The organism is Cupriavidus sp. a3, assembly GCF_051015765.1.
In the GTDB taxonomy this organism is placed as follows: Bacteria; Pseudomonadota; Gammaproteobacteria; order Burkholderiales; family Burkholderiaceae; genus Cupriavidus; species Cupriavidus oxalaticus_A.
In genome coordinates this window covers 2417422-2442953 of record NZ_CP170643.1, presented here as the reverse complement: position 1 = coordinate 2442953, position 25532 = coordinate 2417422, and the positions used below count along the sequence as shown (strand labels likewise).

22 protein-coding genes are annotated in these 25532 nt (G+C 66.3%); 12 read left to right on the top strand and 10 right to left on the bottom strand.

From position 1 onward, the window contains the following. Positions 1–111 precede the first annotated feature (111 nt). The 9 genes from ACAD63_RS11865 (at position 112) to ACAD63_RS11825 (ending at position 11593) form a co-directional block, all read left to right on the top strand. On the top strand, positions 112–1890 hold the full coding sequence (locus ACAD63_RS11865; protein ID WP_218959515.1) for a hypothetical protein: 1779 nt from the start codon (positions 112–114) through the stop codon (positions 1888–1890). Positions 1891–2186: 296 nt separating this feature from the next. Then, the gene (locus ACAD63_RS11860) at positions 2187–3560 is read left to right on the top strand and encodes a glycosyltransferase (protein ID WP_167884587.1); all 1374 of its coding nucleotides are present in this window, start codon (positions 2187–2189) and stop codon (positions 3558–3560) included. Between the two features lie 2 nt (positions 3561–3562). Continuing rightward, positions 3563–4639 carry a hypothetical protein gene (locus ACAD63_RS11855; protein ID WP_434032683.1) on the top strand — a complete coding sequence of 359 codons (1077 nt, stop codon included), beginning with the start codon at positions 3563–3565 and terminating at the stop codon, positions 4637–4639. Positions 4640–4655: 16 nt separating this feature from the next. Next, a complete protein-coding gene (locus ACAD63_RS11850) occupies positions 4656–5657 on the top strand; it encodes a hypothetical protein (protein ID WP_240745971.1) in 1002 nt (333 codons plus the stop codon). 157 nt (positions 5658–5814) lie between these two features. Continuing rightward, positions 5815–6654 (top strand): YaiO family outer membrane beta-barrel protein, encoded by an 840-nt coding sequence (locus tag ACAD63_RS11845; RefSeq protein WP_135705250.1) that lies wholly within the window; start codon positions 5815–5817, stop codon positions 6652–6654. Positions 6655–6656: 2 nt separating this feature from the next. After that, positions 6657–7463, top strand: coding sequence for a hypothetical protein (locus tag ACAD63_RS11840; RefSeq protein WP_135705251.1), 807 nt, complete (start codon positions 6657–6659; stop codon positions 7461–7463). Between the two features lie 577 nt (positions 7464–8040). Further along, a complete protein-coding gene (locus ACAD63_RS11835; protein WP_133096146.1) occupies positions 8041–9621 on the top strand; it encodes an isocitrate lyase in 1581 nt (526 codons plus the stop codon). A 242-nt stretch (positions 9622–9863) separates the two neighbouring features. Next, on the top strand, positions 9864–10262 hold the full coding sequence (locus ACAD63_RS11830) for a helix-turn-helix domain-containing protein (protein WP_135705253.1): 399 nt from the start codon (positions 9864–9866) through the stop codon (positions 10260–10262). A 2-nt stretch (positions 10263–10264) separates the two neighbouring features. Then, a complete protein-coding gene (locus ACAD63_RS11825; protein WP_135705254.1) occupies positions 10265–11593 on the top strand; it encodes a type II toxin-antitoxin system HipA family toxin in 1329 nt (442 codons plus the stop codon). Between the two features lie 2 nt (positions 11594–11595). On the opposite strand, the gene ACAD63_RS11820 is transcribed toward ACAD63_RS11825, so the two are convergent. Beyond that, positions 11596–12006 (bottom strand): DUF1801 domain-containing protein, encoded by a 411-nt coding sequence (locus tag ACAD63_RS11820; RefSeq protein ID WP_135705255.1) that lies wholly within the window; start codon positions 12004–12006, stop codon positions 11596–11598. Between the two features lie 181 nt (positions 12007–12187). Between ACAD63_RS11820 and ACAD63_RS11815 the strand changes: the two genes are divergently transcribed. Both ACAD63_RS11815 and ACAD63_RS11810 read left to right on the top strand, forming a co-directional pair. Beyond that, positions 12188–15673: an adenylate/guanylate cyclase domain-containing protein gene (locus tag ACAD63_RS11815; protein ID WP_135705256.1), complete on the top strand. Its 3486-nt coding sequence runs from the start codon at positions 12188–12190 to the stop codon at positions 15671–15673. Then, a complete protein-coding gene (locus ACAD63_RS11810) occupies positions 15670–16323 on the top strand; it encodes an HD domain-containing protein (protein WP_434032682.1) in 654 nt (217 codons plus the stop codon). Before ACAD63_RS11815 ends, ACAD63_RS11810 begins: the two co-directional genes overlap by 4 nt. Here the strand turns inward: ACAD63_RS11810 and ACAD63_RS11805 are convergent. From ACAD63_RS11805 to ACAD63_RS11795, 3 genes are all read right to left on the bottom strand, one after another. Then, positions 16304–17335 carry a patatin-like phospholipase family protein gene (locus ACAD63_RS11805; protein WP_133096152.1) on the bottom strand — a complete coding sequence of 344 codons (1032 nt, stop codon included), beginning with the start codon at positions 17333–17335 and terminating at the stop codon, positions 16304–16306. The two genes, ACAD63_RS11810 and ACAD63_RS11805, sit on opposite strands and share 20 nt — an antisense overlap. Before the next feature lie 180 nt (positions 17336–17515). Further along, a complete protein-coding gene (locus ACAD63_RS11800; RefSeq protein ID WP_135705258.1) occupies positions 17516–18355 on the bottom strand; it encodes a class I SAM-dependent methyltransferase in 840 nt (279 codons plus the stop codon). A 110-nt stretch (positions 18356–18465) separates the two neighbouring features. Further along, the gene (locus ACAD63_RS11795) at positions 18466–18711 is read right to left on the bottom strand and encodes a hypothetical protein (RefSeq protein WP_135705259.1); all 246 of its coding nucleotides are present in this window, start codon (positions 18709–18711) and stop codon (positions 18466–18468) included. A 91-nt stretch (positions 18712–18802) separates the two neighbouring features. On the opposite strand from ACAD63_RS11795, the gene ACAD63_RS11790 reads away from it, so the two are divergent. After that, positions 18803–19672 (top strand): DUF72 domain-containing protein, encoded by an 870-nt coding sequence (locus tag ACAD63_RS11790; RefSeq protein WP_135705260.1) that lies wholly within the window; start codon positions 18803–18805, stop codon positions 19670–19672. A 6-nt stretch (positions 19673–19678) separates the two neighbouring features. On the opposite strand, the gene ACAD63_RS11785 is transcribed toward ACAD63_RS11790, so the two are convergent. Genes ACAD63_RS11785 through ACAD63_RS11760 form a run of 6 tightly spaced genes read right to left on the bottom strand, consistent with a single transcriptional unit; the run spans position 19679 to position 25522 of the window. After that, positions 19679–20023, bottom strand: coding sequence for a Na+/H+ antiporter subunit G (locus ACAD63_RS11785; protein ID WP_434032681.1), 345 nt, complete (start codon positions 20021–20023; stop codon positions 19679–19681). A 12-nt stretch (positions 20024–20035) separates the two neighbouring features. Next, on the bottom strand, positions 20036–20308 hold the full coding sequence (locus ACAD63_RS11780; RefSeq protein ID WP_135705261.1) for a K+/H+ antiporter subunit F: 273 nt from the start codon (positions 20306–20308) through the stop codon (positions 20036–20038). Then, positions 20293–20796, bottom strand: a complete 504-nt coding sequence (locus ACAD63_RS11775) for a Na+/H+ antiporter subunit E (RefSeq protein ID WP_434032680.1) — start codon at positions 20794–20796, stop codon at positions 20293–20295. The genes ACAD63_RS11780 and ACAD63_RS11775 overlap by 16 nt, the downstream gene beginning before the upstream one ends. 3 nt (positions 20797–20799) lie before the next feature. Beyond that, complete coding sequence (locus tag ACAD63_RS11770; RefSeq protein WP_434032679.1) at positions 20800–22338, bottom strand: monovalent cation/H+ antiporter subunit D; 1539 nt, start codon at positions 22336–22338, stop codon at positions 20800–20802. Next, a complete protein-coding gene (locus ACAD63_RS11765; protein WP_133096160.1) occupies positions 22335–22718 on the bottom strand; it encodes a Na+/H+ antiporter subunit C in 384 nt (127 codons plus the stop codon). The genes ACAD63_RS11770 and ACAD63_RS11765 overlap by 4 nt, the downstream gene beginning before the upstream one ends. Next, entirely contained in the window at positions 22718–25522 is a 2805-nt protein-coding gene (locus ACAD63_RS11760; RefSeq protein ID WP_434032678.1) for a monovalent cation/H+ antiporter subunit A, read from the bottom strand. Before ACAD63_RS11760 ends, ACAD63_RS11765 begins: the two co-directional genes overlap by 1 nt. Between the last annotated feature and the right edge of the window lie 10 nt (positions 25523–25532).

The following is a 25532-nucleotide window of genomic DNA, read 5'->3' as shown; positions in this document are numbered from 1 at the left end:
GCAATGCACGGCGAGGCAAATCAACATACATCGCGCTGGGAGAAGACCGTGTTCAACAAATCCAATTCGCTTCTGCGGCGAAGCAGTTGCCTGGCGCTCCGGGCCCTGCTGATGGTATTCGCGCTGGCGCTTACCGTGCCGGCCATGACGCACGCCGCGACCAACCAGATCGCGCTGCTGGTGCCCGATGGCTTTGCCCTTCCCGATCCGCGCGTGTCGGCATGGCTAGACGCCGCGCAGGAGGAAGGCCTCAAGATCACCGTTATCAACGACACCCAGTTCCAGCAGGGCACGACCCCAGCACAATTTTCCGGCGTGATCCTGCCAGACCAGGTGCACGTCAACGCCAGCGATGCGCTGATCGCCGCCCTCGAAACCTACACCACGCAGGGCGGCAGCCTGATGCTGGTGTACGACTTCGGCGCGCTCACCACCACAGGTTTCTATGCCGTCCCGAAAAGCCGGCTCAGCAATCTCGCAGGGGTCGACTACGTCCTCTATGACCAGTTGCTCGGCAACATGATCGGCGTGGGGCCGATCACCGGTTTGGGCAGCACGCTGCGGACCCTGCAGGTGCCGCCGGGCAAGTCGATGCTGTGGGACGCAGGCGCGACGGACCCGGTTGAAGGCGTCTCGGGCTATGTCTATGGCTTCCTGATTTATCCGAGCTTCGTGACGCAGGGAACCTATCCGGGCTCTGCCCTGATCACGTCGCCCAACTTTGGACTGGTGGCGGGCCTGCGCGATTTCGGCTCGGGGCGGGTGCTGTTCGTCAACACGCCGCTCTCTTACCTTAAGGGCCAGACCGACGGCATGCTGATGCACGGCTTCCTGCGCTATTTCGGCACCAACCTGATGAAGATGCCGCGGCTGTCCGCGCAGCCCAAGGCGCTTGGCGGGCTTGTGCTGAACTGGCACCTCTGCGCCGGCGACCAGATCGCACCCGCGGTGGAAATGAATACCTGGGGCACCTTCGACAATAGCAATAGCCCGTTCTCCATTTCCGTGACTGCGGGTCCTGACCACATCGACTTCGGCGACGGCAAGGGCGTCAACCTGTCGCAGAACACTTCGGCAAAGAATCTATTGCTGTCGCTGCAATCGAAGGGGCACAAGATCGGCAGCCATGGCGGATGGATCCATGACTACTGGGGTGCCAATGCGAGCGAGTCCAACCAGTCCTCCTTCGAGCAGTACCTGATGCTGAACAAGCAGAGCGTGGAAAGCGTGGCCGGACGCGCCGCGGTCGAGTACTCCGCGCCGCAAGGGAATACGCCCCAGTGGTCGGTCAACTGGATCGAAGCCAACGGCAACACCGGCTACTACTTTCTGGGTCACACCGGGATGGCGCCGACGCGCAGTTATCGCGATGGCGTACTGTCGAACAACACGATCCGCGCCTTTCCGGTGATGCCGTTCGGGCCGAACGCGACGTTCGAGGAGTTCCAGGAATTCAACGTGCCTGTGACCGACGTCAACACCTGGTACCGGCAGCTCATCGATTTCGTGGCGAAGAATCGCACCAGCCGGCTGATCTACATGCATCCGGCGGGCGCCATCCAGTACCCGAGGACGCTCAACGTCATCTTCAACAAGGCGGACAACGTGAAGGCAAACGGCAAGTTCAGCTGGTACACGATGGATACGCTGGCGCAGTTCGCGCAGCGGCGCCAGCAGACCGCCTGGCAAGCCACCGATAACGGCAATTCATGGGCTTTCCAGGCGACGCACCCGACGGACATGACCGACATGGCCTGGGTGCTGCCGCGTTCGGCATACACACAACCTGTCGTGACGCAGGGGCTAGCGCTGGTGACATGGGACACCAACAACTGGATTGTCACTTCCTTGGGAGGGACCTCGCTGGCCTTTGTCGCCGGCAAGCAGTAAAGGCACAGGGACTCACCGCGCCTGCCCCCCGGGACGGGCGCGCGGCATAAACACCCTGCGATGAGAAGGCAACGGAGGAGGTCGTCGACATGTGTGCGACGTATCGCGTAGTGATTTCACTGAGCGGGCTGCTCTTTTTTGCGACGCCCGCCATGGCAGCAGCAGCCACGGAAGTTCCCAAGCACGGGAAGATTTTCTCCCGGGGTCCAGGAACCCCGGAAGATGCCACCAAACCGCTGCCCAGGCTCGTTGCGCACGATGCAGTCGCACCGTCCGGCGCAGCGGTGGACCTGGCAATGACGTCGCCCGACACGTTGGAAGAGCGCGCCGGTACGGCGCCGGCACTGCGCCCGCCGGCCCTGACCAAGCCAACGTCGATCGAGCCGCCGCCGGAACGCGCGGACGTGCAGGCCATCGTGCCGCCGCTGACGGCCATGCTCCTGCTGATCGTCGGCCTGGTGATCTTCTATGCCGTGCGCCACTACATGTTCACGCTAAACCGCTTGTTCGGCAGGCAACGCCATCCTTACCTGGACATCGACGTCGCGCACTGGCCCAGCCTCACCGTGCTGGTCGCCGCGCATAACGAAGAGGCAGTGATCGCCGGCTCGCTGCTATGCCTCTTGCACGCGGACTATCCGGCCGACCGGCTTACCATCATGCCCGTCAACGACCGATCCAGCGACTGTACGCGCGAAATCATCGATGACCTCGTGAAGCAGTACCCGGGACGCATCACACCGTTTCACCGTGCCGACGGCAAGCCCGGCAAGGCAGCCGCGCTCAAGGATGCCAGCGACGCCGTGGCCAGCGACATCATCGTCGTGTTCGACGCCGACTACCTTCCGCCGGTAAGCATGCTCAAGCAACTGGTGGCGCCGTTCTTCGACCCCGAAGTCGGCGCGACCATGGGCCGCGTCGTACCGTTGAACCTCGGTAGCAACCTGCTGACGCGGCTGCTCGATCTGGAGCGCTCCGGCGGCTATCAGGTCGACCAGCAGGCCCGCATGAACCTGAGCCTCGTCCCCCAGTATGGTGGCACCGTCGGCGGCGTCAGGATGCGGGCGTTACGCAGCGTCGGCGGCTGGCACGACGATGTACTGGCCGAAGACACCGACCTGACTTACCGGCTGCTGCTGGCCAACTGGAAGACTGTCTACCAGAACTGGTCGGAGTGCTATGAAGAAGTGCCCGAGACCTGGCCAGTGCGGGTGCGCCAGATCATGCGCTGGACCAAGGGCCACAACCAGGCGCTCTATCGGCACGGCTGGAAGATGGCCGTCTGCCGCAACCACGGTTTGTTCGAGAAGATCGACGGTGTGGCGCTGCTTGGCATCTACATGATGGCGCCGCTGATGTTGTTCGGCTGGCTGCTGGCCATCCTGCTGTACTACGCTGGTGGCCTGCCGCTGTTCGGTGAAGCGGTAATCCTGTTTGCGTTGATGTCGTACGGGACGCTGGGCAACTTTGCCGCCTTCTTCGAAATCGCCGCCGCCGTGTATCTGGACGGCAGCCGCGAGCGCATCCGCCTGCTGCCGATGAACTACTTCGGCTTCCTCGTCAGCATGCTGACCGTGTCGCGCGCCATTCTTGGTCAGCTCGCCTTCGACTATGTGCTCCGCCGCGAGTTGCGGTGGGACAAGACCACGCGTTATCGCCCAAGGAGCTGAACATGTGGGCCCTGCTGCTTGGCATCCTCACCATGCTGCTCTTCGGATTGCCGCTGATACCCGCAGTGCTTGAATGGCGACGCCGGCTCGATGTACGGCCGCTGGCAATCGATAGCGAACACACGCTGGATGTCGCGGCCGTCGCCGCGGACTTTCGTGCGATGGTCGGGCGGGGGGGGGCAAGGCAAGGCTTGCGTGGCCGACTTTACTCAGCCAACGCATTGCGGCCCCTGGTGCAGGTGACAGGCACCTTCATGCCCACGGCGGCGGAGGCGTTCATCGGCACTTGTGCGCGAACCATTGTCACCAGCGGCTCACTGGTGCTTCCTGACGGCTATACGTTTTCAAGGGACATCTACGGCCGGCGTGGCATCTCCACGGGCCGAAGGAATCGCATGCAGGTCCTGCTGTCCGAAGGCGAGATCCTGGTGCGCAGCGATAGCGAGGTGCAACGCTGGGCGCACGCCCGCACTGTCCATGTCGAGCCACGCTGCCGCTTGCTCGGACCGCTCTCCGCCCTCTACGCCATGCGGCTCGAAGAGGACTGCGAATTCACGTCTGTCAGCGCGGCGGAAATCGGTTTCGGCGGCCGTCACCTGGCCGCGCCGCCCGACATGGACGCCACCGCCCCACCCGGCGGAGACTGGGCGCATGAAGTGCTGAATCCCCCCTCCGAACCCTCGGACGGCCGCTGGCTGGTAACGCACGATATGACATTTCCCGCCGGCACCTTGTATCGCGGTGACCTTATCGTGCAAGGCGACTTGTGGATCGGCTCCGGCGCGCGCGTGATCGGCAGCGTCAAGGCAAACGGCCGCATCTGGCTAGGCTCGCGGGTGCGCATTGACGGCGCACTGATTGCCGGGGGCGCCATTTCCATTGCCCGCGAGTGTGCCATCGCCGGGCCGGTGGCTGCCGAGCGCGAGATTGAAGTGGGGGCGCGCAGCGTTATCGGGGCGGCGAACAAGCGCACCACCGTGGTGGCGCCGGTGCTCCGCGTACGGGTCGGTACGGTGGTCTATGGGGCGGCATGCGCCCCGGAGAAAGGACGAGTCCTGGCCGATGTGGCCACCCCATGAAACCTCCCCACCTGCCATGAAAACCCTCCTTGTCCTGCTCCTGGCCCTTGCCACATACGTCCACCGGCCGGCGGACGCGGTCGAGCTCACGCTGACAGACTACCAGCGTCCCGACGGGGCGATCACCACCTATTTCGCCGGCGACTCGGTCGATCCCTACTTCGCGGCCAAGGCACTGCTGGCCGCGCAGGACGCCGGCATGACCACCCGAATTGCTGCGACCCGCTGGATTGCATGGCTATTGCCGCGCCAGCAAGCCGATGGCCGCTTCGACCGCTATTGCGAGCGGGGCCAACGCTTCGTCTCCTGCCAGGAGGCCGACGCCGACGATGCGCTGATGGCCGCCTGGATGGAACTGCTGGTCCGCAGCGCGCCGCCCAAGGGCATGCCGCCGGCGTGGCAGGCCAGCTTCGACAAGGCCAGCCGCTACCTGGACAGGCTGCGCGACCCGGGCTCCGGCGTCTACCACATCTCCGCCAGGCTTCCGGTGGCCCTGCTGATGGACAACGTCGAAGTCTCAAGCGCCTTCAAGGCGGCCAGCCTCTATCGGCAGCGCCATGGAGACGCCGTGGGCGCCGCTGCCTGGCAGCGCAAGGCCGAGCAGCTGGACAAGGACATCCTGCGCGTGTTCTGGCGCGCTAGCCGCTACCTCGTCAGCACCCAGCCGCGCGAACAGTTCGAGTTCTATCCCGACGCCGTCGCGCAGATCTTCCCCATCCTGGGCGATATCCATCCCGCCGGCCGATCCCATGTCGTCGCTTACCAGTCGTGGATGAAAGAGAACCGCTGGGCCTGGTTGCAGATGTCAGAGGTTGATTTCCCCTGGGGACTGGTGGCCCTGGTAGCTGACCGGATGGGAGACAAGGATGCCATCACTTGCTGGCGCCTGCGTTCCATCCAGTTCCGCCATGGCAAGCACTGGAATGTGTTGGAAGAGGCGCTATACCTGGCATTCGAATCGCGCCTGACCCCTGAGCAGGCGATCGCTCCGCCTGCCCCGGGCCTGCGGTGTCGATGACTCACCCCGGACCAGACATGCAAGAAGGCGACAAAATGAGCCGGACTTTATCGACCGATCGCCGCGAGGCGGTGTATGGTGTGTCTGCAGCTTGCGGGCCGGAGGGTCCTGTCAGGCCCCTCCGGGCGACATCGATCAGAAAATCCACAGGATTCCCATGGCGAAACCCCCGGATACAAGAATTCACGGCGCCCAAGCCCTGCCCTTGATGGGCATGCTCGCACTGCTTGCCACCACCGATGTTCGCGCGCAGGCTGAAGCCACCCCTCCCCGGACCTTCGTGCCCTTGCTCACGGGTTTCATCGAAGGTGGTCTTGGGCACGCCAACCTCACTGGCGACAATGCCAGCTGGAACGACCAGTACCTGCGAGGCGGAGTCAACCTGACCCCGAAGGATTACGTGACTGGCGAAATCAGCCACCAGAGCCACTTTGGCGACCAGGGTACATTCTTCGGCCTGGGCTATACCCGCACCTTCAACGAGGACTGGTACGGCTTCCTGAGCGCCGGCACCAGCGCGGGCGGCTTCTTCCTGCCCGAGGTTCGGGTCGATGGCCTTATCTTCCGCAAGCTGCTCGAGAAGAAGAACCTGGTGGTCAACGCCGGTTTTACCTACTACCGCGCCAAGGAAGTCTATACCGACAAGACCTTGCTGCTCGGCCTGATCTACTATTTTGACGCGCCGTGGATCATCCAGCTTAACGCACGGCTCAATCGCAGCGATCCTGGCAATGTCCGCTCGAATCGCGGCATCGTCGCGGTAACTTACGGACGCGACAAGGACCAGTTCATCACCCTGAAATACGACGGCGGTAGTGAAGCCTATCAGCTCACCGGCGAGCAGGCCCTGCTGAGTGACTTCAACAGTCATGAAGTGTCGCTGACGTGGCGCAAATGGTTCACCAAGCGCTACGGCATCAACCTTCGAGCCATTTACTACGACAACCCGTCCTACACGCGCAAGCAAGCGGAAATCGGTGTCTTCGCGGAGTTCTAGCCATGGCACAACCTACCGGCCACACTGCAGCCACACACGACCAAAGCGACGCCCTCGGCCTGAGCATTCTCTGTCTGGCCAGGCATCGCTCGCTGGACCATCTGACGCTGTCCGTCACCTCCCTTGCGGCTATCCTGCTGGTGCCGGTGGCATTCAATTTGGGCGAATGGCTGCTGCGCGACCGTATCAGCGGGCTCTGGGCTGCCGTGCTGCGCTTCTGGGTTGACAAGCTCGGGATCGAAGGCAGCGTCATCGAACAACTGACGCGGGTAGCGTGGTTCGACTTCAACCTGCCCTACACCGATGTCGTGGCCCCTGCGCCGGACGTGCTGACCTGGTGTGTATCGCTGGTCGCCACGCTGGTTGTCTGCCTGATGGCGCTCCGGATACGCGACAAGTACCTGCCACTGCGGTACTTCCTGCTGTTCGCTGTGTTCATCCAGGCCACAGCACTGTTGTTTTTCGCGGTGGCGCCACAGAGTTTTCCGTACACTGCCAGCAGGTATGTGGACAACGGCGTCAAGACCTGCGCGAGCTTCCTGTTCCTGTTGCCATGGGGGCATGCGCTGGTCTACTACATCTTTGACTTCTCCTGGCCGAAGAAGATATTCCTGACGCTACTCACGCTTTTGTTCGTGGTGATCGCAGTGCCGATGCAGCTAGCGCTACACGTCTATCTGATGGTGACCTGTTCGCTGCTGATGATGCCGCTCCTGTCGTTTGTATTCGGGCCAACGATGCTGGTGTTCGGATGCATTGCGTTGTATGGCTGGGCGATGAGTTGGGAGAGGATCGAGCGGGCCGTATAAAGCGCGTGGCATCGTTACGATAACGTTGGCAGAAGCGCTTTAAGCAATGTCTTCCGGCCATCTACTCTGCATGGGCGGTACGAAATCGAATATCGCCTGAAACGGGCATCCGATGGCGATGCTGGGCTGCTGCGATGCAAACCTTGACCAGCCGGTTCTGCAGCGTGGCGTTCATTCGCTCGACCCGGCCTTGGCCGGGCTCCTGCACATCGCAACTCCTCCTCAACCTGCTTTCCGATGCCATCAAGTACAGGCGGGACCTTGGACCTAGCGAGATCGCACTTGGGCGGCGTGCCACTGTTGCCCGAATGCGTGAACTGAAAGCTGATTTCACATTATGGAATCCACGCCAGTTTTTCACAGCATTGCTTTTCGTTGCTTGAAAACCCGTTCCACATCGCAAAATTTACTTCCTATCTCATTGAAAAATAAAGAAAAACTAACTCTTATGTCTTATATAAGACCTTGCCGCAACGCATCAAGTACGCCCTACAATAAGTCCACGCTGCTTGCTTCGACATCCGTAGCGGCACACTCGACCATTTTTTCAAACGCTCCCTACCCCTAGGAAATTCACATGGCCCAGTATCAAGACGACATCAAGGCAGTTGCTGCTTTGAAAGAGAACAACGGCAGCGCGTGGAATGCCATCAATCCCGAGTATGCCGCCCGCATGCGTGCCCAGAACAAGTTCAAGACGGGCCTGGACATCGCCAAGTACACCGCCAAAATCATGCGCGCCGACATGGCCGCCTACGATGCGGACTCGTCCAAGTACACCCAGTCGCTGGGCTGCTGGCACGGCTTCATCGGCCAGCAGAAGATGATCTCCATCAAGAAGCACTTCAACAGCACCGAGCGCCGCTACCTGTACCTGTCCGGCTGGATGGTGGCCGCGCTGCGCTCCGAGTTCGGCCCGCTGCCGGACCAGTCGATGCACGAAAAGACCTCTGTCAGCGCGTTGATCCGCGAGCTGTACACCTTCCTGCGCCAGGCCGACGCCCGTGAACTGGGCGGCCTGTTCCGCGAGCTGGATGCTGCCCAAGGCGCTGCCAAGGCCGCCATCCAGGCGAAAATCGACAATCACGTCACCCACGTCGTGCCCATCATCGCCGACATCGACGCGGGTTTCGGCAACGCCGAAGCCACTTACCTGCTGGCCAAGCAGTTCATCGAAGCGGGTGCATGCTGCATCCAGATCGAGAACCAGGTGTCCGACGAGAAGCAATGCGGCCACCAGGATGGCAAAGTCACCGTGCCGCACGAGGACTTCCTGGCCAAGATCCGCGCCATCCGCTACGCCTTCCTGGAACTGGGCGTGGACGACGGCATCATCGTGGCCCGTACCGACTCGCTGGGTGCCGGCCTGACCAAGCAGATCGCCGTGACCCACACGCCGGGCGACCTGGGCGACCAATACAACTCCTTCCTCGATTGCGACGAACTGTCGGCCGACCAACTGGGCAACGGTGATGTCATCATCAAGCGCGACGGCAAGCTGCTGCGTCCCAAGCGCCTGCCGAGCAACCTGTTCCAGTTCCGCGCCGGCACGGGCGAAGCGCGCTGCGTGCTGGATTGCGTCACCGCCCTGCAGAACGGCGCCGACCTGCTGTGGATCGAAACCGAAAAGCCGCATATCGCCCAGATCGGCGGCATGGTCAGCGAGATTCGCAAGGTCATCCCGAACGCCAAGCTGGTTTACAACAACAGCCCGTCGTTCAACTGGACCCTGAACTTCCGCCAGCAGGCGTATGACGCGATGAAGGCCGCGGGCAAGGATGTGTCGGCCTACGATCGCAGCCAGCTGATGAGCGTGGAATACGATGACAGCGAACTGGCGAAGCTCGCCGACGAAAAGATCCGCACCTTCCAGGCAGACGCGTCGCGCGAAGCCGGCATTTTCCACCACCTCATCACGCTGCCGACCTACCACACCGCCGCACTGTCGACCGACAACCTGGCCAAGGAATACTTCGGCGACCAGGGCATGCTGGGTTATGTGGCTGGCGTGCAGCGCAAGGAAATCCGTCAGGGCATCGCCTGCGTCAAGCACCAGAACATGTCCGGCTCGGACATCGGTGACGACCACAAGGAGTATTTCAGCGGCGAAGCGGCCCTGAAAGCGGCGGGTAAAGACAACACCATGAACCAGTTCTGATACCAGTCATACCCCAGGCAAAACGCCAACCCATAACGGGTTGGCGTTTTTTTTGTCCGGCGATAACGCCGTGCGTGGGTTCTACCCCTGGGGCCACACAGGCGATTCCCTGTTTTCACAATACACAGGTCAAATCCTGTATTTTCAAGATACAGGCTACAGCTTGTAAAACATCAAAACAGGCTATATCCTGTACATCATCAGCAACTCATGGCCTGCCATCCGGGACGGCAGGCGGCGCCATGCAATATCCCATCCATACCCTCACCCAGCTGCGGCCGATCCTGCAGGGCTTCAGGAAGTCCAGGGGCCTGACGCAGGCCAGGATGGCGGCTTACCTGGGCGTCAGGCAGCAGACCTACGCCGAGCTGGAAGCCAACCCCGCCGCGGCCAGCGTCGAGCGGCTGTTCAAGGCACTGCGCGTGCTCGGCGTGGAGATGGTGCTGTCCCCTGCCCCGGATACCCAGGTGTCCCAGGTGCCCCAGGTGCAGCCGGAACCTGTGCAAGAGACAAGTCCCGCCTCCCTGCCGGCAAGCAAGGCTGCCCGCAAGGCAACAACGGAACAGCCGAAAAAGCCCGCTGGCGGCAAGGCAAGCCGCGCCGCCCGCAAGAGCACCAGGCCACAGCGGGAGGATTGGTAGCCATGGCGCGCGGCACGCAGGCGAGGCGTCTCGATCTGTGGATGAACGGGTTGCCGGTGGGTCACTGGGAAACCACGCCCGCCGGCGACCGGCTGGCCTATCGCGAGGACTGGATTGCCGACCCGCAAGGCCGGCCGCTGTCCCTGTCATTACCCTTTACGCCGGGCAACCAGCCCCACCGCGGGCCCGTCGTCGCCAACTATTTCGACAACCTGCTGCCCGACAGCGATGCCATCAGGCGGCGCATCGCGGCCCGGTACCGGACCGGCGGGACCGACGCCTTCGCGCTGCTGGCCAAGCTCGGCCGCGACTGTGCCGGCGCCCTCCAGATGCTGCCGCCGCAGGAGGCACCGACGGCGTTGAAGCGCGTCCAGGGCCGCCCGCTGTCGGAGACCGAGATCGCCACCCTGCTGCATGAGGCCACGGCCGAGCCCGTGCTCGGGCTGCGCGAGCCCATCGATGACCTGCGCCTGTCCATCGCCGGCGCGCAGGAGAAGACCGCGCTGCTGCGCTGGGGCGGGCACTGGCTGTTGCCGCAAGGCAGTACGCCTACCACGCATATCTTCAAGCTGCCGATGGGACTGGTGGGCAATATGCGCGCCGACATGCGGACCTCGGTGGAAAACGAATGGCTCTGCGCCAGGATCGTCGCCGCCTTTGGCCTGCCGGTCGCTGCCTGCGAGATCGCGCGCTTCGGGGATGTCAAGGCACTGGTGGTCGAACGCTTCGACCGCAAGCCTTCGGCCGACGGTTCCTGGCTGCTGCGCCTGCCGCAGGAAGACATGTGCCAGGCCACCGGGACGTCGGCATTGCAGAAGTACGAGTCGGACGGCGGGCCCGGCATCCAGCAGATCGCCGACATCCTCTCCGGCTCGCGCTCGGCGCTGTCCGATCGCCGCAACTTCTTCCTCGCGCAGATCGTGTTCTGGCTGCTTGCCGCCACTGATGGCCATGGCAAGAACTTCAGCATCAGCCATCTGCCGGGCAGCCGCTATGAAGCAACGCCGCTGTACGACATCCTGTCGGCGCATCCGATCATCGGCAGGGGCAAGAACCAGGTGGCGCCGCAACGGGCCCGGCTGGCGATGGCGTTGCACGGCAAGAATTCGCACTACGCCATCCAGGAGATCCAGCGGCGACACTGGTTTGCCCAGGGACAGCGCATCGGCTTCTCGCCCGACGACGTCGGGTCGATGCTCGACGAGGTCGTGTCGCAGACCGGCCGGGCCATCGACGCCGCCGCTTCCGCGCTGCCGCCGGAATTCCCCCTGGACCTGGCCGATGCGATCTTCGACGGCATGCGCCGGCAGCAGCGGCGCCTTGCTGCCTGAGGCTAGCGCCTGCGCGTGGACTGGTTCAGCGCCACGGCGGCGCGGACCAGTGTCTTCAGCGCTTTCTCGTCGATCTTGTCGCCTTCCTGGAAATCGATGGCGCGCCGGGTGTTGCCCTCCAGGCTGGCGTTGAACAGGCCGGCAGGATCGTCCAGCGCCGCACCCTTGGCGAAGGTCATCTTGACAACGTTCTTGTAGGTCTCGCCGGTGCAAATGATGCCGTCGTGCGACCAGACCGGGACGCCGCGCCATTTCCATTCCTCGACGACTTCGGGGTCGGCTTCCCTGACCAGCGCGCGCAGCCGGCCGAGCATCTGGCCGCGCCAGTCGCCGAGCTCGCGGATCCTGGCATCGATCAGCTCGGAAGCCGGAATGCTGTCCTGGCTGCTGTCCTGCGCTTCGCTCTTTTTCATGGCGGTTCTCCTCAAGCGGATACCGTGCCCGCGGCACATGGCTGGCCCTGCATTGTGCCGAAGCCGGCCCTGTATCGCCACCACCGCGCCACCACCGCCCTCACCTTGCCACGCCGCCCAAATCTGCCTCTAATAGTCTGAACAGGCGGGTCGGCATGACCCGGTCCGGTCAGGAGGCGAAATGCGCTGCACGCATTGCGGCTTCGCGAACCTTGCGGGCGCCAACTTCTGCGAGGAGTGCGGGGCAAGGCTTGCCCGCATTTGCCCACAGTGTGGCGCTGAAGCCACGCCAGCGGCCAAGTTCTGCCGCGCCTGCGGTGTTTCCCTCGGCGATACAGCCGCGCCGCGACCTGCGCCCCAACCCGCGCCCCAGCCGCCCCAGCCGCCCCGGCCGCCGGCGACCGCCCCCGTGCACTACACCCCGCCCCACCTCGCCGAGCGCATCCTGGCCGAACAGGCCGCGATGGAAGCCCGCGGCGAGGCCGCCGGCGAGCGCAAGACCATCACCGCCCTGTTCGCTGACATGGCCGGCTCGACCGCGCTGACGCAGGACATGGACCCGGAAGACTCGCGCCGCCTGATCGACCCGGTCGTGACGCTGATGATGGAGGCGGTCCACCACTACGAAGGCTATGTCGCCAAGTTCCTCGGCGACGGCATCCTGGCGCTGTTCGGCGCGCCGATCGCGCACGAGGACCATGCCCTGCGCGCGTTGTACGCCGCGCTGCGGATGCAGGGCGCGATGCATCGCCACAGCGACCGGGTCCGGCTGGAGCAAGGCATCCCGCTCCAGATCCGCATCGGCATCCATACCGGCGAGGTGGTGGTGCGATCGATCCGCAAGGACGACCTGCATACCGATTACGATCCGGTCGGCCACACTATCCACATTGCCTCGCGCATGGAAGGGATTGCCACCCCGGCATCGATCCTGGTCAGCGAATCCACACACAAGCTCGCCGAGGGCTATTTCGAGTTCACGGCGCTGGGCACCACCCATGTCAAGGGCGTGCGCGAGCCGCTGGCGGTGTACGAGGTGGTGGGCCTGGGCGCGTTGCGCACGCGGCTGCAGGTGGCGGCGCACCGCGGGCTGGCGCGCTTCGTCGGGCGCCAGCAGGAACTGGAGCATCTGAATGAGGCGCTGGAGCACGCCAAGGCGGGCAGCGGGCGCATTGTCGCCGTGGTCGGCGAAGCGGGCGTCGGCAAGTCGCGGTTGTTCCATGAGTTCAAGACCCGCTCGCAACAGGGCTGCCTGGCGCTGGAGACGTTCTCGGTCTCGCACGGCAAGGCCTTTGCCTACCTGCCGCTGATCGAACTGCTGAAGAACTACTTCCAGATCACCGCGCAGGACGGCGACCGCGCCTGCCGCGAGAAGGTGACGGGCCGGCTGCTGACGCTCGACCGTTCGCTGGAAGATAACCTGCCCTACCTGCTCTACCTGCTCGGCACCACCGAACCGGGTTCGCCGCTGCCGACCATGGATCCGTCGATCCGGCGCCAGCGCACCTTTGACGCGATCGCCCGGCTGCTGGTGCGCGAGAGCGTCAACCAGCCGCTGATGCTGATCTTCGAAGACCTGCAATGGCTCGATGGCGAGACCGAAGCCTTCCTCAACATGATGGTCGACCATGTGCCCGCCGCGCGCATGGTGCTGCTGGTCAACTACCGGCCCGAATACACCCATCGCTGGGACGCGGGGCCGCATTACTCGCAGCTGCGGCTGCAGCCGCTGGGCCCGGCCGAGGCGCAGGGCCTGCTGACCGCTTTGCTGGGCGACGACCAGAGCCTGGTGCCGCTGAAGCGGCTGATCCTCGACAAGACCGAAGGCAACCCGTTCTTCATGGAGGAAGTGGTCCAGACCCTGTCCGAGGAAGGCGCGCTGCTGGGCCAGCCCGGCTGCTACCGCATCGAGCAGGCGCCGGCGCTGCTCCATATCCCGACCACGGTCCAGGGCGTGCTGGCCGCGCGTATCGACCGGCTGCCGCTGGCGCAGAAAGAACTGCTGCAGACGCTGGCGGTGATCGGCAAGGAATTCCCGCAAAGCCTGGTGCTGCGCGTGGCGGGGCTCGAGGACGACAGGCTGCATCCGCTGCTGGCCGACCTGCAGGCCGCGGACTTCATCCATGAACGCCCGGCATTCCCGGAGGTCGAGTACGTCTTCAAGCACGCGCTGACCCAGGAAGTCGCGGGCAACTCGCTGCTGACGGAACGCCGCAGCGCCTTGCATGAAGCCACGGCGCGCGCGATCGAAGACTTGTTCCAGGGCCGGCTCAAGGACTATTGCAGCGAGCTGGCGCACCACTACAGCCTCAGCGGCAATGTGCCCAAGGCGGTCGAATACCTGCACTGCGCCGGCCAGCAGGCGCTGCAGCGCTCGGCGCAGGCCGAGGCGATCCGGCACCTGAGCGCCGCCATCGAGCTGCTCAAGCGCCAGCCCGATACCGCCGAGCGCGCGCGCCAGGAACTGACGCTGCTGCTGACGCTGGGGCCGGCGCTGATGGCCGCGCGCGGGCAGGCGTCGCAGGAAGTCGAGGCCAACTACCGGCGCGCGCTGGCGCTGTGCGAACAGGGCCGTCAGACCCCTTACGTCTTTTCCGCGCAGCTCGGCCTGTGGGCCTTCTACCAGCTGCGCGCGCAATACCAGGTGGCGCTGCCGCTGGGCAAGCGGCTGCTCGGCCTGGCGCTGCAGTCGCAGCGGCCCAAGCAACTGGCCGAAGGCCATCGCGTGCTGGGCGCCACGCTGTTCCGGCTGGGCAAGCTCGACGCCGCGCGCTCGCATATGGAGACGGTGATCGGCCTGCCCCACCCCGATTCGCAGGCTTACGACTTCCTGATGGGCTACGGGCGCGATCCGGCCGTGCACGCGACCAGCACGCTGGGCTGGATCCTGTGGTACCTCGGCTGTCCCGACCATGCCCGCGCGCTGTGCCAGGAAGCACTGGTGATGGCGCGCGCGCGGCCCGATGCCTACAACCTGGCGCTGTGCCTGGTCTTCGCCGCGGAAGTGCACCAGTGCCGGCGCGAAGCGAAGCTGGCACGCGAGTATGCGGAGGCAGCAATCGCGATTTCGGGCGAACAGGGTTTCCCGATCTACCTCGCGTGGGGAACCGTCGTGCAAGGCTGGGCGATGGCCGAACTTGGCGAGGCCGAGGCGGGGATCGCCCGGATCCGCCATGGCCTGGCTTCCTACGAGGGCACCGGCGCCGTGCTCGGCACGCCCAACCTGCTGTCGCTGCTGGCCGATGCCTGTTGCAAGGCCGGACAGCCGGAAGCCGCGCAGGAAGCGATAGCGCGCGGGCTGGCGCTGGCGGAAAAGACCGGCGAGCGGCTGGACGAAGCCACGCTGTGGCGGCTGCGCGGCGACATGCTGTGCCGGATGCAGCCGCCCGGACTCGAGGAAGCGGAAGCCTGCTTCCACCGGGCGCTCGGCATCGCCGGCGAGCAAGGCGCCCGGCTGCTGGCGCTGCGCGCCGCGCGCAGCCTGGCCAGGCTGTGGCGCGCGCAAGGCAAGGCCGAAATGGCGCGCGAGACGCTGGCCCGGTACCTGGCCCCGCTGACCGAAGGCGCCGACACCGCCGACCAGCAGGAGGCCGCAGCGTTGCTGGCGCAGCTGGAAGGCGAAGTATCCGGCACTGCCAGCGACACCACAACCCCTGTGCGCCAATGACTCCGCTCCAGGCCCGCCAGCTCGAGGACCGCTTCCATGCCGTGTGGACGCGCGCGGGCGGCGCGCATGCGCGCGACGCCTATGCCGACCTTGCCGGCCGCTATGGCGAGCCGGGCCGCCATTACCACACCCTCGACCACATCCGCCGCTGCCTGCGCGACCTGGACTGGGCACGCAGCACCATCGACACGGCCGATGCCGATGCGGTGGAACTGGCGCTGTGGTGCCATGACGTGATCTATGTGCCCGGTGCGACCGACAACGAGGCGCGCAGCGCCGGCTGGATCCGGCAATGGGGGACCGGCATGGCCACGGCCGGCCGGATCGCCGCACTGGTGCTGGAAACCGTCCACGACGGCATTCCTGCCAGCACGGCGGGCCGCTTTACCGCGGATATCGACCTGGCCGCGCTGGGCTGCGGCCGGAGGCGCTTCCGCCATAACGGCGCCTGCCTGCGCGCCGAGCGCACCGACCTCGACGACCAGGCCTACGACGCCGCCGAGCGTGCCTTCCTGCGCGCGCTGCTGGACAGCCCGCGCATCTTCCACACCGAGCTGTTCCACGCGCGCTACGAGGCGCGCGCGCGCGGCAACCTGGCGTGGCGGCTGGCGCAGCCGGGCCCTCCCGGCGTCACAGGAATTCGCCGCTGATGTCGATGCTGGAGCGCCGGCCGACGCTGTCGTAGTGCTGCGCCAGCCAGGCCGTGGCCTGCGCCCTGCCCTGGTCGCGCAGTGCGCACAGGAAGCCCCAGTCGGCGTTGTACTTGGTCGACACGCCGAGCGCCGCCATGGTTTCGTCGGAGCGGATCGAGTGGATCCACATCTCCTTCATCTCGCGCCCGTCCACCTTGCCCTGCTGGATCAGCGACGTGACAAAGGCAATGGCGCGCATCTCGCGCATCAGCGATGAGTTGAAGCTGAGTTCATTGACGCGGTTGAGGATATCCGCCGCCGAGGTCGGCACGCCGCGGCGCACGATGGGGTTGATATGGACGATGACCACGTCGCGGGTCTGGCAGTGGTAGATCAGCGGAAAGATCGCCGGGTTGCCGACATAGCCGCCGTCCCAGTAGTACTGGCCATCGATGCACACCGCCTGGAACAGCGTGGGAACGCAGGCTGACGCCAGCACGGCATCGATGCTCAGTTCCTCCGGCGGGAAGATGCGTATGCGGCCGGTCTCGATATTGGTCGCGCACAGGTAGAGCTGGATCGGGCAATGCTCGCGCAGCGCGGCGAAGTCCACCTGTGTGCCGAGCACTTCGCGCAGCGGGTTCAGGTTGTTGGGATTGAACTGGTACGGCGATAGCAGGCGCAGCGCAATGTCGGCCATGGCGTACAGGGGCGAATGGTTCAGCCCCAGCGTATGGCCGGTCTTGAACCAGGGCATCCAGCGGAACGGGCTGTAGCGCTGGGCCGAGTTCGAGATCGCCAGCCAGAACGAGTGCAAGGCCTCGCGCGCGCCGGCGCTGCCGCCTTGCAGCAGCCCATAGGCCAGCACCGCGCCGTTCATGGCGCCGGCGCTGGTGGCGCTGACGCCTTCGATCACCAGCCTGCCGTCCTCCAGCAGGCGGTCGAGCACGCCCCAGGTGAAGGCGCCGTGCATGCCGCCGCCCTGCAGGGCAAGCGACACGGGTTTGTGGTCTGGCTGGTCCGGCTGCATCCGAGGCTCCCTCCCTGGCGCGCCATGCGGGTGTGCCAGGCTCCGTGCTGCGGGCGGTGATCCGTATCAATCCAGTGTAGGGAATAAGCCGTTTTCCGGCAGCCCGGCGCGTGGCCTGGCGCGTGGCCTGACGGGCGGACCGATGGCGCGCTTGCCGCTGGCGCCATGCCCGGACATCCGTCACGCGCCGGCGCCGGCCATCACCACGTGCGCCTGCATCGGGCCGGAGACCGGACCGTCGCCATATGCCGCCACCAACGCCCGTGCGCACGCCTCGGTCGCCCGCGCCAGCGCGTCGGGGCCGCGCCGCTCCAGGTCCGCGCGCAGCGGCGTGCCCTGGCAGTACGCCACCGCAGGGATGCGGGCGTCATCGGCGCGGCTGGTCGCGGTGACGGTCTCGAACAGCGGCGGCGCGGTAAAGCCGCCCTGGCGCAAGTCCTGCTCGATTGCCACCTGGCTGTGATAGCCGTGTGGCGTGCGCACCATGAAATCCGGCGGCGATTCGGGGAACAGGCGCGCCAGCGCCGCCGTGACATCGCGGGCAAAGGCGTTGAATTCGATCCGGTCCCAAACGTTGAACGCCAGCGTCCCGCCCGGCACCAGCACGCGGCGCGCCTCGGCGAAGGCCTTGGCCTTGTCCGGGAAGAACATCACGCCGAACTGGCAAGCCACCAGGTCGAAGCTGGCATCGCCGAACGGCAGCGCCATCGCGTCGGCCTCCCGCCAGGTCACGGGGCGCTCCGTGCCCTCGGCCTGGGCCCGCGCCAGCATCGGCGCATTGAGGTCGGTGGCGACGATGATGGCGTCGGGCGCGAGCCGGCGCGCCAGTTCGCGCGTGAGCACGCCGGTGCCGGCAGCCAGTTCCAGCACCCGGCGCGGTTGCAGCGCGGCGATGCGTTCGGCCAGGTCGGCGGCATAGGGCGCAAAGATCATCGGCACCATCATCGACGCGTATACGTCGGGGATCGCACCCGCAAAAATGTGGTCGAAATCCGGGTGGTCGGCATTCGGCAAAGCCATTGGAAGTCCCCTTGCCCGGCGCGCTGGAAGCCCGGGATCGCCTCAGTGTGTGTAGGACACCTGGCCGCGAAAGTAAACCAGACGGCGCTGCCTGCCGTGGCGCAACGTCGTCAGGGCCGTCCCAGTGCCTGCGCTTCCTTCATCTGTGCGTTGGCGAATTCGAGCATGCGCAGTACTTCGTCGAATACCGGCAGCGCGTGTTCCCGGTCCGGCACCTCGGGCATGGCGGCGCGGTCGGCGGCAACGCCCCGGATCAGGTCTTCCAGGAAGCCGGGCTGGCTGGCCTCGGCGCGCTGCAGCAGCAGGTGCAGCAGATAGGCGCAGGCATCAAGGCGCGAAACTTGCGTGGCAGTCATGGAACCTTTCCTCCTGTAGGCGTTGGCAAGGCCTGCGCGCCGTGCGTGGCGTGCATATTGGAAAAAATACAGGGCACTCGCAGGCAAGGCAATGATCCGGATCGGCATCTCGGGCTGGCGCTACGACGGGTGGCGCGGCGTGTTCTATCCCAAGGGGCTGGCGCAACGGCGCGAGCTGGAGTTCGCCTCGCGCGCGGTCGATTCCATCGAGATCAACGGCTCGCACTACGCGCTGCAGACGTTGCGCAGCTATCGCGCGTGGTACGACGCCACGCCCGACGATTTTGTCTTCAGCGTCAAGGGATCGCGCTACCTGACGCACATGCTGCGCGTCCGCGACGACAAGGCGCGCCCGGCCATGGCCAACTTTCTGGCGTCCGGCGTGCTGGCGCTGGAGGAAAAGCTGGGCCCGATGCTGTGGCAGTTTCCGCCCAGCTTTGCCTTCGATCCCGAGCGGATGGAGCGCTTCCTTGCCCTGCTGCCGCATGACACCCAAAGCGCGCGCGAACTGGCGCGCGAGCATGACAGCCGGGTCAAACAACCCTGGTGCGAGACGCGGCGCCGTCGCCGGATCCGGCACGCGGTGGAGATCCGGCACGACAGCTTCTGCACGCCCGAATTCCCGGCGCTGCTGCGACGCCACCGCGTGGCGCTGGTGATCTCCGACGCCGTCGCCGACTGGCCCTACGCCGAAGACATCACCAGCAATTTCCTCTACCTGCGGCTGCACGGCAGCCAGACGCTGTACGGTGGCAGCTACTCCGACAAGGCGCTGCACCGCTGGGCCGCGCGGCTGGAAAAATGGGCCAGCGGCCATGAACCGGCCGATGCGCAGCGGATCTCGCCCAGGCGCCCGCGCAAGGCGGCGCACCGCGACGTCTATTGCTATTTCGACAATGACAAGAAGGTCAAGGCGCCGTTCGACGCGCAGCGCCTGATGCGCCTGCTGCAGAACGCCTGAAGGCCCTCAGTCGCGGATGCGCGGCATCCAGCCGCTGCCGCGCGTGCGCGGGTCCACCGGCAGCTGGCGCTGCAACGCGGCCTTGGACAGCATGTGCGCACTGATCGGCGCGGTCAGGAACAGAAATGCGGTTACCAGCAGCTCATGCAGGCTGGCATCGCCGCGGAAGCTGAAATACGCCACCGACGCCAGCACCACCCCGCCCACGCCCAGCGTGGTCGACTTGGTGGGCCCGTGCAGCCGCATGAAGAAATCCGGCAGGCGGAACAGCCCGATCGCCCCCACCAGCATGAATACGCTGCCGGTCACAAGCAGCGCGCAGACAACGAACTCCGCAACGGGATGCAGCATGGCCATGGCTCCTCAGTATTCGATGATGTCGCCGCGCTGCAGGTACTTGGCCAGCGCCACCGTGCCGACGAAGCCCATCACCGCGATCAGCAGCGCCGCCTCGAAGAACATCGCCGAATCGAGCCTGATGCCCAGCAGCACGATCAGCGCGATGGCGTTGATATTGAGCGTATCGAGCGCCACGATGCGGTCCGGCAGGCTGGGCCCGCGCAGCAGCCGCGCAAAGGTCAGCAGGAAGGCCAGCCCGAGGATGACCAGGCACACCGGTATCACGATGGCAAGCATTGGAAGATCTCCTTCAGCGGGATTTCATAGCGCGACTTGATGCGTTCGACCAGCGCAGCTTCTTCTTCCAGGTCGAGCACATGGACCAGCAGCGCGCGCCGGTCGTCGCTCAGTTCGGCGCACAGCGTGCCGGGGCTCAGCGAGACGATGCTGATCAGCGCCGTGGTGGCCAGTTCGTGCTCCCCATCCAGCGGCACCACGATAAAGGCCGGCCGCAACCGCGCGGTGCGGCCCAGCACCAGGATCGCCACTTCGATATTGGCCATGACGATGTCGATCAGCACATGGATGCTCAGGCGCAGGATCAGGTCGGGACGCGACAGCCGGAACGCGCTTAGCACCAGCCAGCGGTCGGCCAGCCGGCCGATGGCCCAGCCGAGCAGCGCGCCCAGCAGCCAATGCCCGGGGGCGATGCTGTTGGCCAGCATCAGCCACATCAGCAGCAGGATCAGGCTGAGCCAGGGATGCGGCAGCAGGCGGTGCAGCATGGCCTACTCCTTCTGCGCGGGCAGCACGGCCCGCATGTAGGCCGCGCGGTCCAGCAGCTGCGCGGCGGCGTCCGCCATATATTCGGTGGCCGGCCGCGCGTACACGGTCAGCGCGACGTTGCCCGCCAGCAGCAGTGCGCAGCAGGCCAGCTTGCGCGGGTCCGGCCGCACGCGGGCGCGCGCGGCGCTGGGATGGTCCTCGTCGAGATGCTCGGCGCCTTCCGGCACCTGCGCCGCCTCATGCGGCAGGCGCCACAGCAGCCGCGTGCCGGTGCGCGACACCGCGATCAGCAGCAGCAGGCTCGACAGCAGCACCACCGGCCACAGCACCGGCATCCACGGCGCCGGGGTCGCGCGCAGGATCATGGCCTTGCCCAGGAAACCCGACAGCGGCGGCAGGCCCACCGCCGCGAGCACGCCGACCAGGTACAGCACCCCGGCCAGCCGCGAGGCCACCGGCGGCGCGCCGTCGTGCGCGGGATCCGGCTCCAGCGCATCGGCCAGCAGGAACAGCCCCGCCGTGCACAGCGTGGTGCTGGGCAGGTAGTACAGCGCGGCGGCCCAGCCGGCTTGCGTCTGCATCGCCACACACGCCGACAGCAAGCCCACCGACGCTACCACCAGGTAGCTCGTCATCGCGCGCAGCGTGCGGGCGGCCACCGCGCCGATGCCGCCGATCGCCAGCGTCACCAGCGCCAGCGGAAACACCCAGTCATCCAGGAATGGCCCCAGCAAGCCCTGCGCGCCGCCGAACAGCAGCGCGGCACAGCGCAGCATGGCGTAGATGCCCACCTTGGTCATGATGGCGAACAGCGCGGCGACCGGGCCGGTGGCGCTGGCGTAGGCGCGCGGCAGCCAGAAGTACAGCGGGAACAGCGCCGCCTTGAGCGCGAACACGAGCATCAGCATGACGCCGGCCGCTACCGCGAGCGGCAGGTCCTGCGCCGGCAGGCCGGCCAGCCGCAAGCCCAGGTGCGCCATGTTGAGCGTGCCGCCGAGCCCGTACAGCACGCCAATCGCCACCAGGAAGAACGACGACGCCACCAGGTTCAGGATCACGTAATGGAACCCGGCGCCGATGCGCGCGCGCCCGGCGCCGTGCACTAGCAGCGCGTAGGAGGCGATCAGCAGGATCTCGAAGAAGACGAACAGGTTGAACAGGTCGCCAGTCAGGAAGGCGCCGTTGAGGCCCATCAGCTGGAACTGGAACAGCGCGTGGAAATGCCGGCCCTCGCGCGCGGTGCCGTCGCCTGCCGCGGCCAGCGCCGCGACGGCCAGCACCGCGGTCAACGCCAGCATCATGGCGCCGGTGCGGTCCAGCTGCAGCACGATGCCGAACGGCGCGGCCCAGTTGCCCATCGCATAGACCTCGATGGCGCCGCCTGCCGCGTGCTGCATCAGCATGATGGCCACCGGCAGCAGCAACAGTGTCGCTACCGCGCACACGGCGCGCTGCGCGCGCAGCGCCTGCGCCGGCATCGCCGTCAGCAGCGCGCCGGCGAACATCGGCAGCAGGATGGGGAGCAGCACGGCGTGGTTCATGGGCGTGGCCCCCGCGCTTCATCGTCGCCGTCCGGGTCGTGCACCGGGGCGCCTTCCGGCTCGCCGGCGGCATCGACATGGTCGCTGCCGGTCAGTCCCAGCGAACGCAGCGCCAGCACCACGGCAAACGCCGTCATGCCGAACGCGATCACGATGGCGGTCAGCACCAGCGCCTGCGGCAGCGGATCGGCGTAGCTGGCGCCGGGCACGATCACCGGCGGCCGGCCGATCGACAGGCGGCCCATGCCGAGCAGGAACAGGCTGACCGCATACGACAGCAGCGTCAGGCCCAGCACCACGGTGAAGACGCGCTCGCGCAGCAGCAGGTAGATGCCACAGGCAGCCAGGATGCCGATCGTCACGGCATAGAGGGCGGCCATCAGTCGTCCTCCGTAGCGCGCGCGGGCGGCAGGTTGCGCACCCCAAGGTGCGAGACGATGACCAGCGTGGTCCCGGTCACGGTGCAGAACACCCCAAGGTCAAAGATCATGGCCGTAGCCAGTTCGATTTCGCCGATGCCCGGCAGGTGGAAATGCCCGAACGCCGTCGTCAGGAACGGGTAGCCGAAGGCCAGGCTGCCGAGGCCGGTCAGCCCCCCCAGCACGATGCCGGCGCCGGCAATGGCGCGGTAGTCCGGCGCGATGCGCGCTTCGGTCCAGCGTACGCCGTTGGCCACGTATTGCAGCAGCAGCGCCACCGACGTGGCCAGCGCCGCGATAAAGCCGCCGCCGGGCAGGTTGTGCCCGCGCAGCAGGATAAAGACCGCCACCAGCAGCGTCAGCGGCAGCATCAGCCGCGCCAGCATGGCCAGCAGCAGCGGATGCGCCTGGCTGGTCCACGGCAGCCCGTCCGGCGCGGCCGACGGCGTCGGCAGGCGCATGCCCTTGAGCAGCGCCTGCACCGCCAGGCCGGCGATCAGCAGCACGCAGATCTCGCCCATGGTATCGAAGCCGCGGAAGTCCACCAGCAGCACGTTGACCACGTTGTGGCCGCCGCCGCCCGGCACCGCCTGCTCGACATAGAAGGCCGATACCGGGTCGAACGGGCGCGTCATCACCGCGTAGGCTGCCACCGCCAGCAGCGTGCCGCCGCCCAGTGCCAGCATCACGTCGCGGATGCGGCGCGCAGGGCCGCCCTGCTCGGCCGTCTCGCGCGGCAGGTAGAACAACGCCAGCACCAGCAGCAAGACCGTCACCACTTCCACCGACAGCTGCGTCAGCGCCAGGTCCGGCGCCGAGAAGCGCAGGAACACCAGCGACACCATCAGCCCGCAGCCGCTGAGCAGCACCAGCGCCGCCAGCCGCTGCCCGCGCGCGGCCACCACGGCAAGCGCCAGCACCGCCAGTATCGCCAGCGCCGCGGCGCCCATCGGGTCGAGCGCGCCGGCCGGGACGGTGCCGGCGAGCGTGTCGAGATCGGCCAGGAACCACGCCGGAATCGCCAGCAGCGCCAGCAGCATCCAGGCGATATAGCCCGGCAACGAGCCGCTCTCCAGCGCGCGCGTGATCGCGGTGGCAATGCGCTCCAGCGCGCGCATGCCGCTCTCGAACGAGCGGCGCGCGTTCAGGTGCTCGAGCGACTGCTGCCAGCGGCGCAGCGCATCGCGGCGCAGGAAGAACAGCGCCGCGCCGCCGGTCATGGACAGCAGGCTCATCAGCAGCGGCAGGTTGACGCCATGCCACAGGTTCAGGCTGTACGGCGGCAGCGGCGCGCGCAGCGTGGCCAGCGACGCCGCCGCCAGCAGGGTGCCTACCGTGTAGGCCGGCACCAGTCCCACCACCAGGCAGATCACGACCAGGAACTCCACCGGCACCTTCATGAAGCGCGGCGGCTCGTGCGGCGGATAGTTGGGAACGTCGGGCTGCCTGCCGCCAAAGAACACGCCGTAGATAAAGCGCAGCGAATACGCCATCGTCAGCGCGCCGGCCATGGTCGCCGCCGCCGGGATGACCCAGTTGAATTCGCCCAGCAGGCCCTGCGCCAGCGTCTCGCCAAAGAACATTTCCTTGCTGAGGAAGCCGTTGAACAGCGGCACGCCCGCCATTGACAGCGACGCCACGATCGCCAGCACCGCCGTATGCGGCATGTAGCGCGCCAGCCCGTGCAGCCGTTCCAGGTCGCGCGTGCCGGTCTCGTGGTCGATGATGCCGGCGGCCATGAACAGCGACGCCTTGAACACCGCGTGGTTGATGATGTGGAAGATCGCCGCCACCGTGCTCAGCTGGGTATCGAGCCCGAACAGCAGCGTGATCAGTCCCAGGTGGCTGATGGTGGAATACGCCAGCAGCCCCTTGAGGTCGCGCTGCAGCAGCGCCATCGCCGCGCCGAAGATCAGTGTGGCCAGCCCCGTCATGCTGACCAGGTAGAACCAGCCGTTGGTCCCGTCCAGCACCGGGTACAGCCGCGCCAGCAGGAACACGCCGGCCTTGACCATGGTGGCGGAGTGCAGGTACGCGGATACCGGCGTGGGCGCGGCCATCGCCTGCGGCAGCCAGAAGCTGAACGGGAACTGCGCCGACTTGGTAAAGACCGCCAGCAGGATCAGCACCAGCATCGGCATGTAGAGCGGGTGGCGCTGCACGTTGCCGGCCTGCGCCAGCACCACCGACAGTTCGAAGCTGCCGCAGATATGGCCCAGCAGCAGCACCGCGGCCAGCAGCGCCAGCCCGCCGCCGCCGGTGACGGCCAGCGCCATGCGGGCGCCCTGGCGGGCATCGCCGCGCCACGACCAGAAGCCGATCAGCAGGAACGACAGGATGCTGGTCAGCTCCCAGAACACCACCAGCAACAGCAGGTTGCCGGCCAGCACCACGCCCAGCATGGCCGCCATGAACAGCAGCAGCAGGCAGAAGAAGCGCACCGCCGATTCATTGCGCGCCAGATAGTAGCGCGCGTACAGGATCACCAGCAGGCCCACGCCGACCACCAGCAGCGCAAACAGGTAGGCCAGGCCGTCCAGGCGCAGCGACAGGTCGAGTCCCAGCGCGGGCAGCCAGCCCACGCGCCAGGCAAGGCCGTCCTCTGGCTGGTCGAAGACCGCGCCGCGCAGCTGCAGCAGCAGTACCAGCGCGACCAGCGGCAGGCCGACGATGACGGGCGCCACCAGCCGCGGCGCGCGCATGCCGATCACCCAGGTCAGTCCGGCGGCCAGCAGCGGCAGCGCGAGCAGCAGCGGCAGTTCCATGGGCGCCGCC

Bases quoted from the DNA above. Each gene is read 5' to 3' on its own strand.
- ACAD63_RS11820 (WP_135705255.1), bottom strand. From the start codon at position 12,006: ATGAAAAAGAGCGAAGCGCAGGACAGCAGCCAGGACAGCATTCCGGCT.
- ACAD63_RS11850 (WP_240745971.1), top strand. From the start codon at position 4,656: ATGAAAACCCTCCTTGTCCTGCTCCTGGCCCTTGCCACATACGTCCAC.
- ACAD63_RS11775 (WP_434032680.1), bottom strand. From the start codon at position 20,796: ATGCTGCACCGCCTGCTGCCGCATCCCTGGCTCAGCCTGATCCTGCTG.
- ACAD63_RS11790 (WP_135705260.1), top strand. From the start codon at position 18,803: ATGATCCGGATCGGCATCTCGGGCTGGCGCTACGACGGGTGGCGCGGC.
- ACAD63_RS11805 (WP_133096152.1), bottom strand. From the start codon at position 17,335: ATGCAGCCGGACCAGCCAGACCACAAACCCGTGTCGCTTGCCCTGCAG.
- ACAD63_RS11810 (WP_434032682.1), top strand. From the start codon at position 15,670: ATGACTCCGCTCCAGGCCCGCCAGCTCGAGGACCGCTTCCATGCCGTG.
- ACAD63_RS11855 (WP_434032683.1), top strand. From the start codon at position 3,563: ATGTGGGCCCTGCTGCTTGGCATCCTCACCATGCTGCTCTTCGGATTG.
- ACAD63_RS11840 (WP_135705251.1), top strand. From the start codon at position 6,657: ATGGCACAACCTACCGGCCACACTGCAGCCACACACGACCAAAGCGAC.
- ACAD63_RS11815 (WP_135705256.1), top strand. From the start codon at position 12,188: ATGCGCTGCACGCATTGCGGCTTCGCGAACCTTGCGGGCGCCAACTTC.
- ACAD63_RS11795 (WP_135705259.1), bottom strand. From the start codon at position 18,711: ATGACTGCCACGCAAGTTTCGCGCCTTGATGCCTGCGCCTATCTGCTG.
- ACAD63_RS11860 (WP_167884587.1), top strand. From the start codon at position 2,187: ATGACGTCGCCCGACACGTTGGAAGAGCGCGCCGGTACGGCGCCGGCA.
- ACAD63_RS11845 (WP_135705250.1), top strand. From the start codon at position 5,815: ATGGCGAAACCCCCGGATACAAGAATTCACGGCGCCCAAGCCCTGCCC.
- ACAD63_RS11780 (WP_135705261.1), bottom strand. From the start codon at position 20,308: ATGCTTGCCATCGTGATACCGGTGTGCCTGGTCATCCTCGGGCTGGCC.
- ACAD63_RS11770 (WP_434032679.1), bottom strand. From the start codon at position 22,338: ATGAACCACGCCGTGCTGCTCCCCATCCTGCTGCCGATGTTCGCCGGC.
- ACAD63_RS11835 (WP_133096146.1), top strand. From the start codon at position 8,041: ATGGCCCAGTATCAAGACGACATCAAGGCAGTTGCTGCTTTGAAAGAG.
- ACAD63_RS11825 (WP_135705254.1), top strand. From the start codon at position 10,265: ATGGCGCGCGGCACGCAGGCGAGGCGTCTCGATCTGTGGATGAACGGG.
- ACAD63_RS11765 (WP_133096160.1), bottom strand. From the start codon at position 22,718: ATGGCCGCCCTCTATGCCGTGACGATCGGCATCCTGGCTGCCTGTGGC.
- ACAD63_RS11865 (WP_218959515.1), top strand. From the start codon at position 112: ATGGTATTCGCGCTGGCGCTTACCGTGCCGGCCATGACGCACGCCGCG.
- ACAD63_RS11830 (WP_135705253.1), top strand. From the start codon at position 9,864: ATGCAATATCCCATCCATACCCTCACCCAGCTGCGGCCGATCCTGCAG.
- ACAD63_RS11760 (WP_434032678.1), bottom strand. From the start codon at position 25,522: ATGGAACTGCCGCTGCTGCTCGCGCTGCCGCTGCTGGCCGCCGGACTG.
- ACAD63_RS11785 (WP_434032681.1), bottom strand. From the start codon at position 20,023: ATGCTGCATCCCGTTGCGGAGTTCGTTGTCTGCGCGCTGCTTGTGACC.
- ACAD63_RS11800 (WP_135705258.1), bottom strand. From the start codon at position 18,355: ATGGCTTTGCCGAATGCCGACCACCCGGATTTCGACCACATTTTTGCG.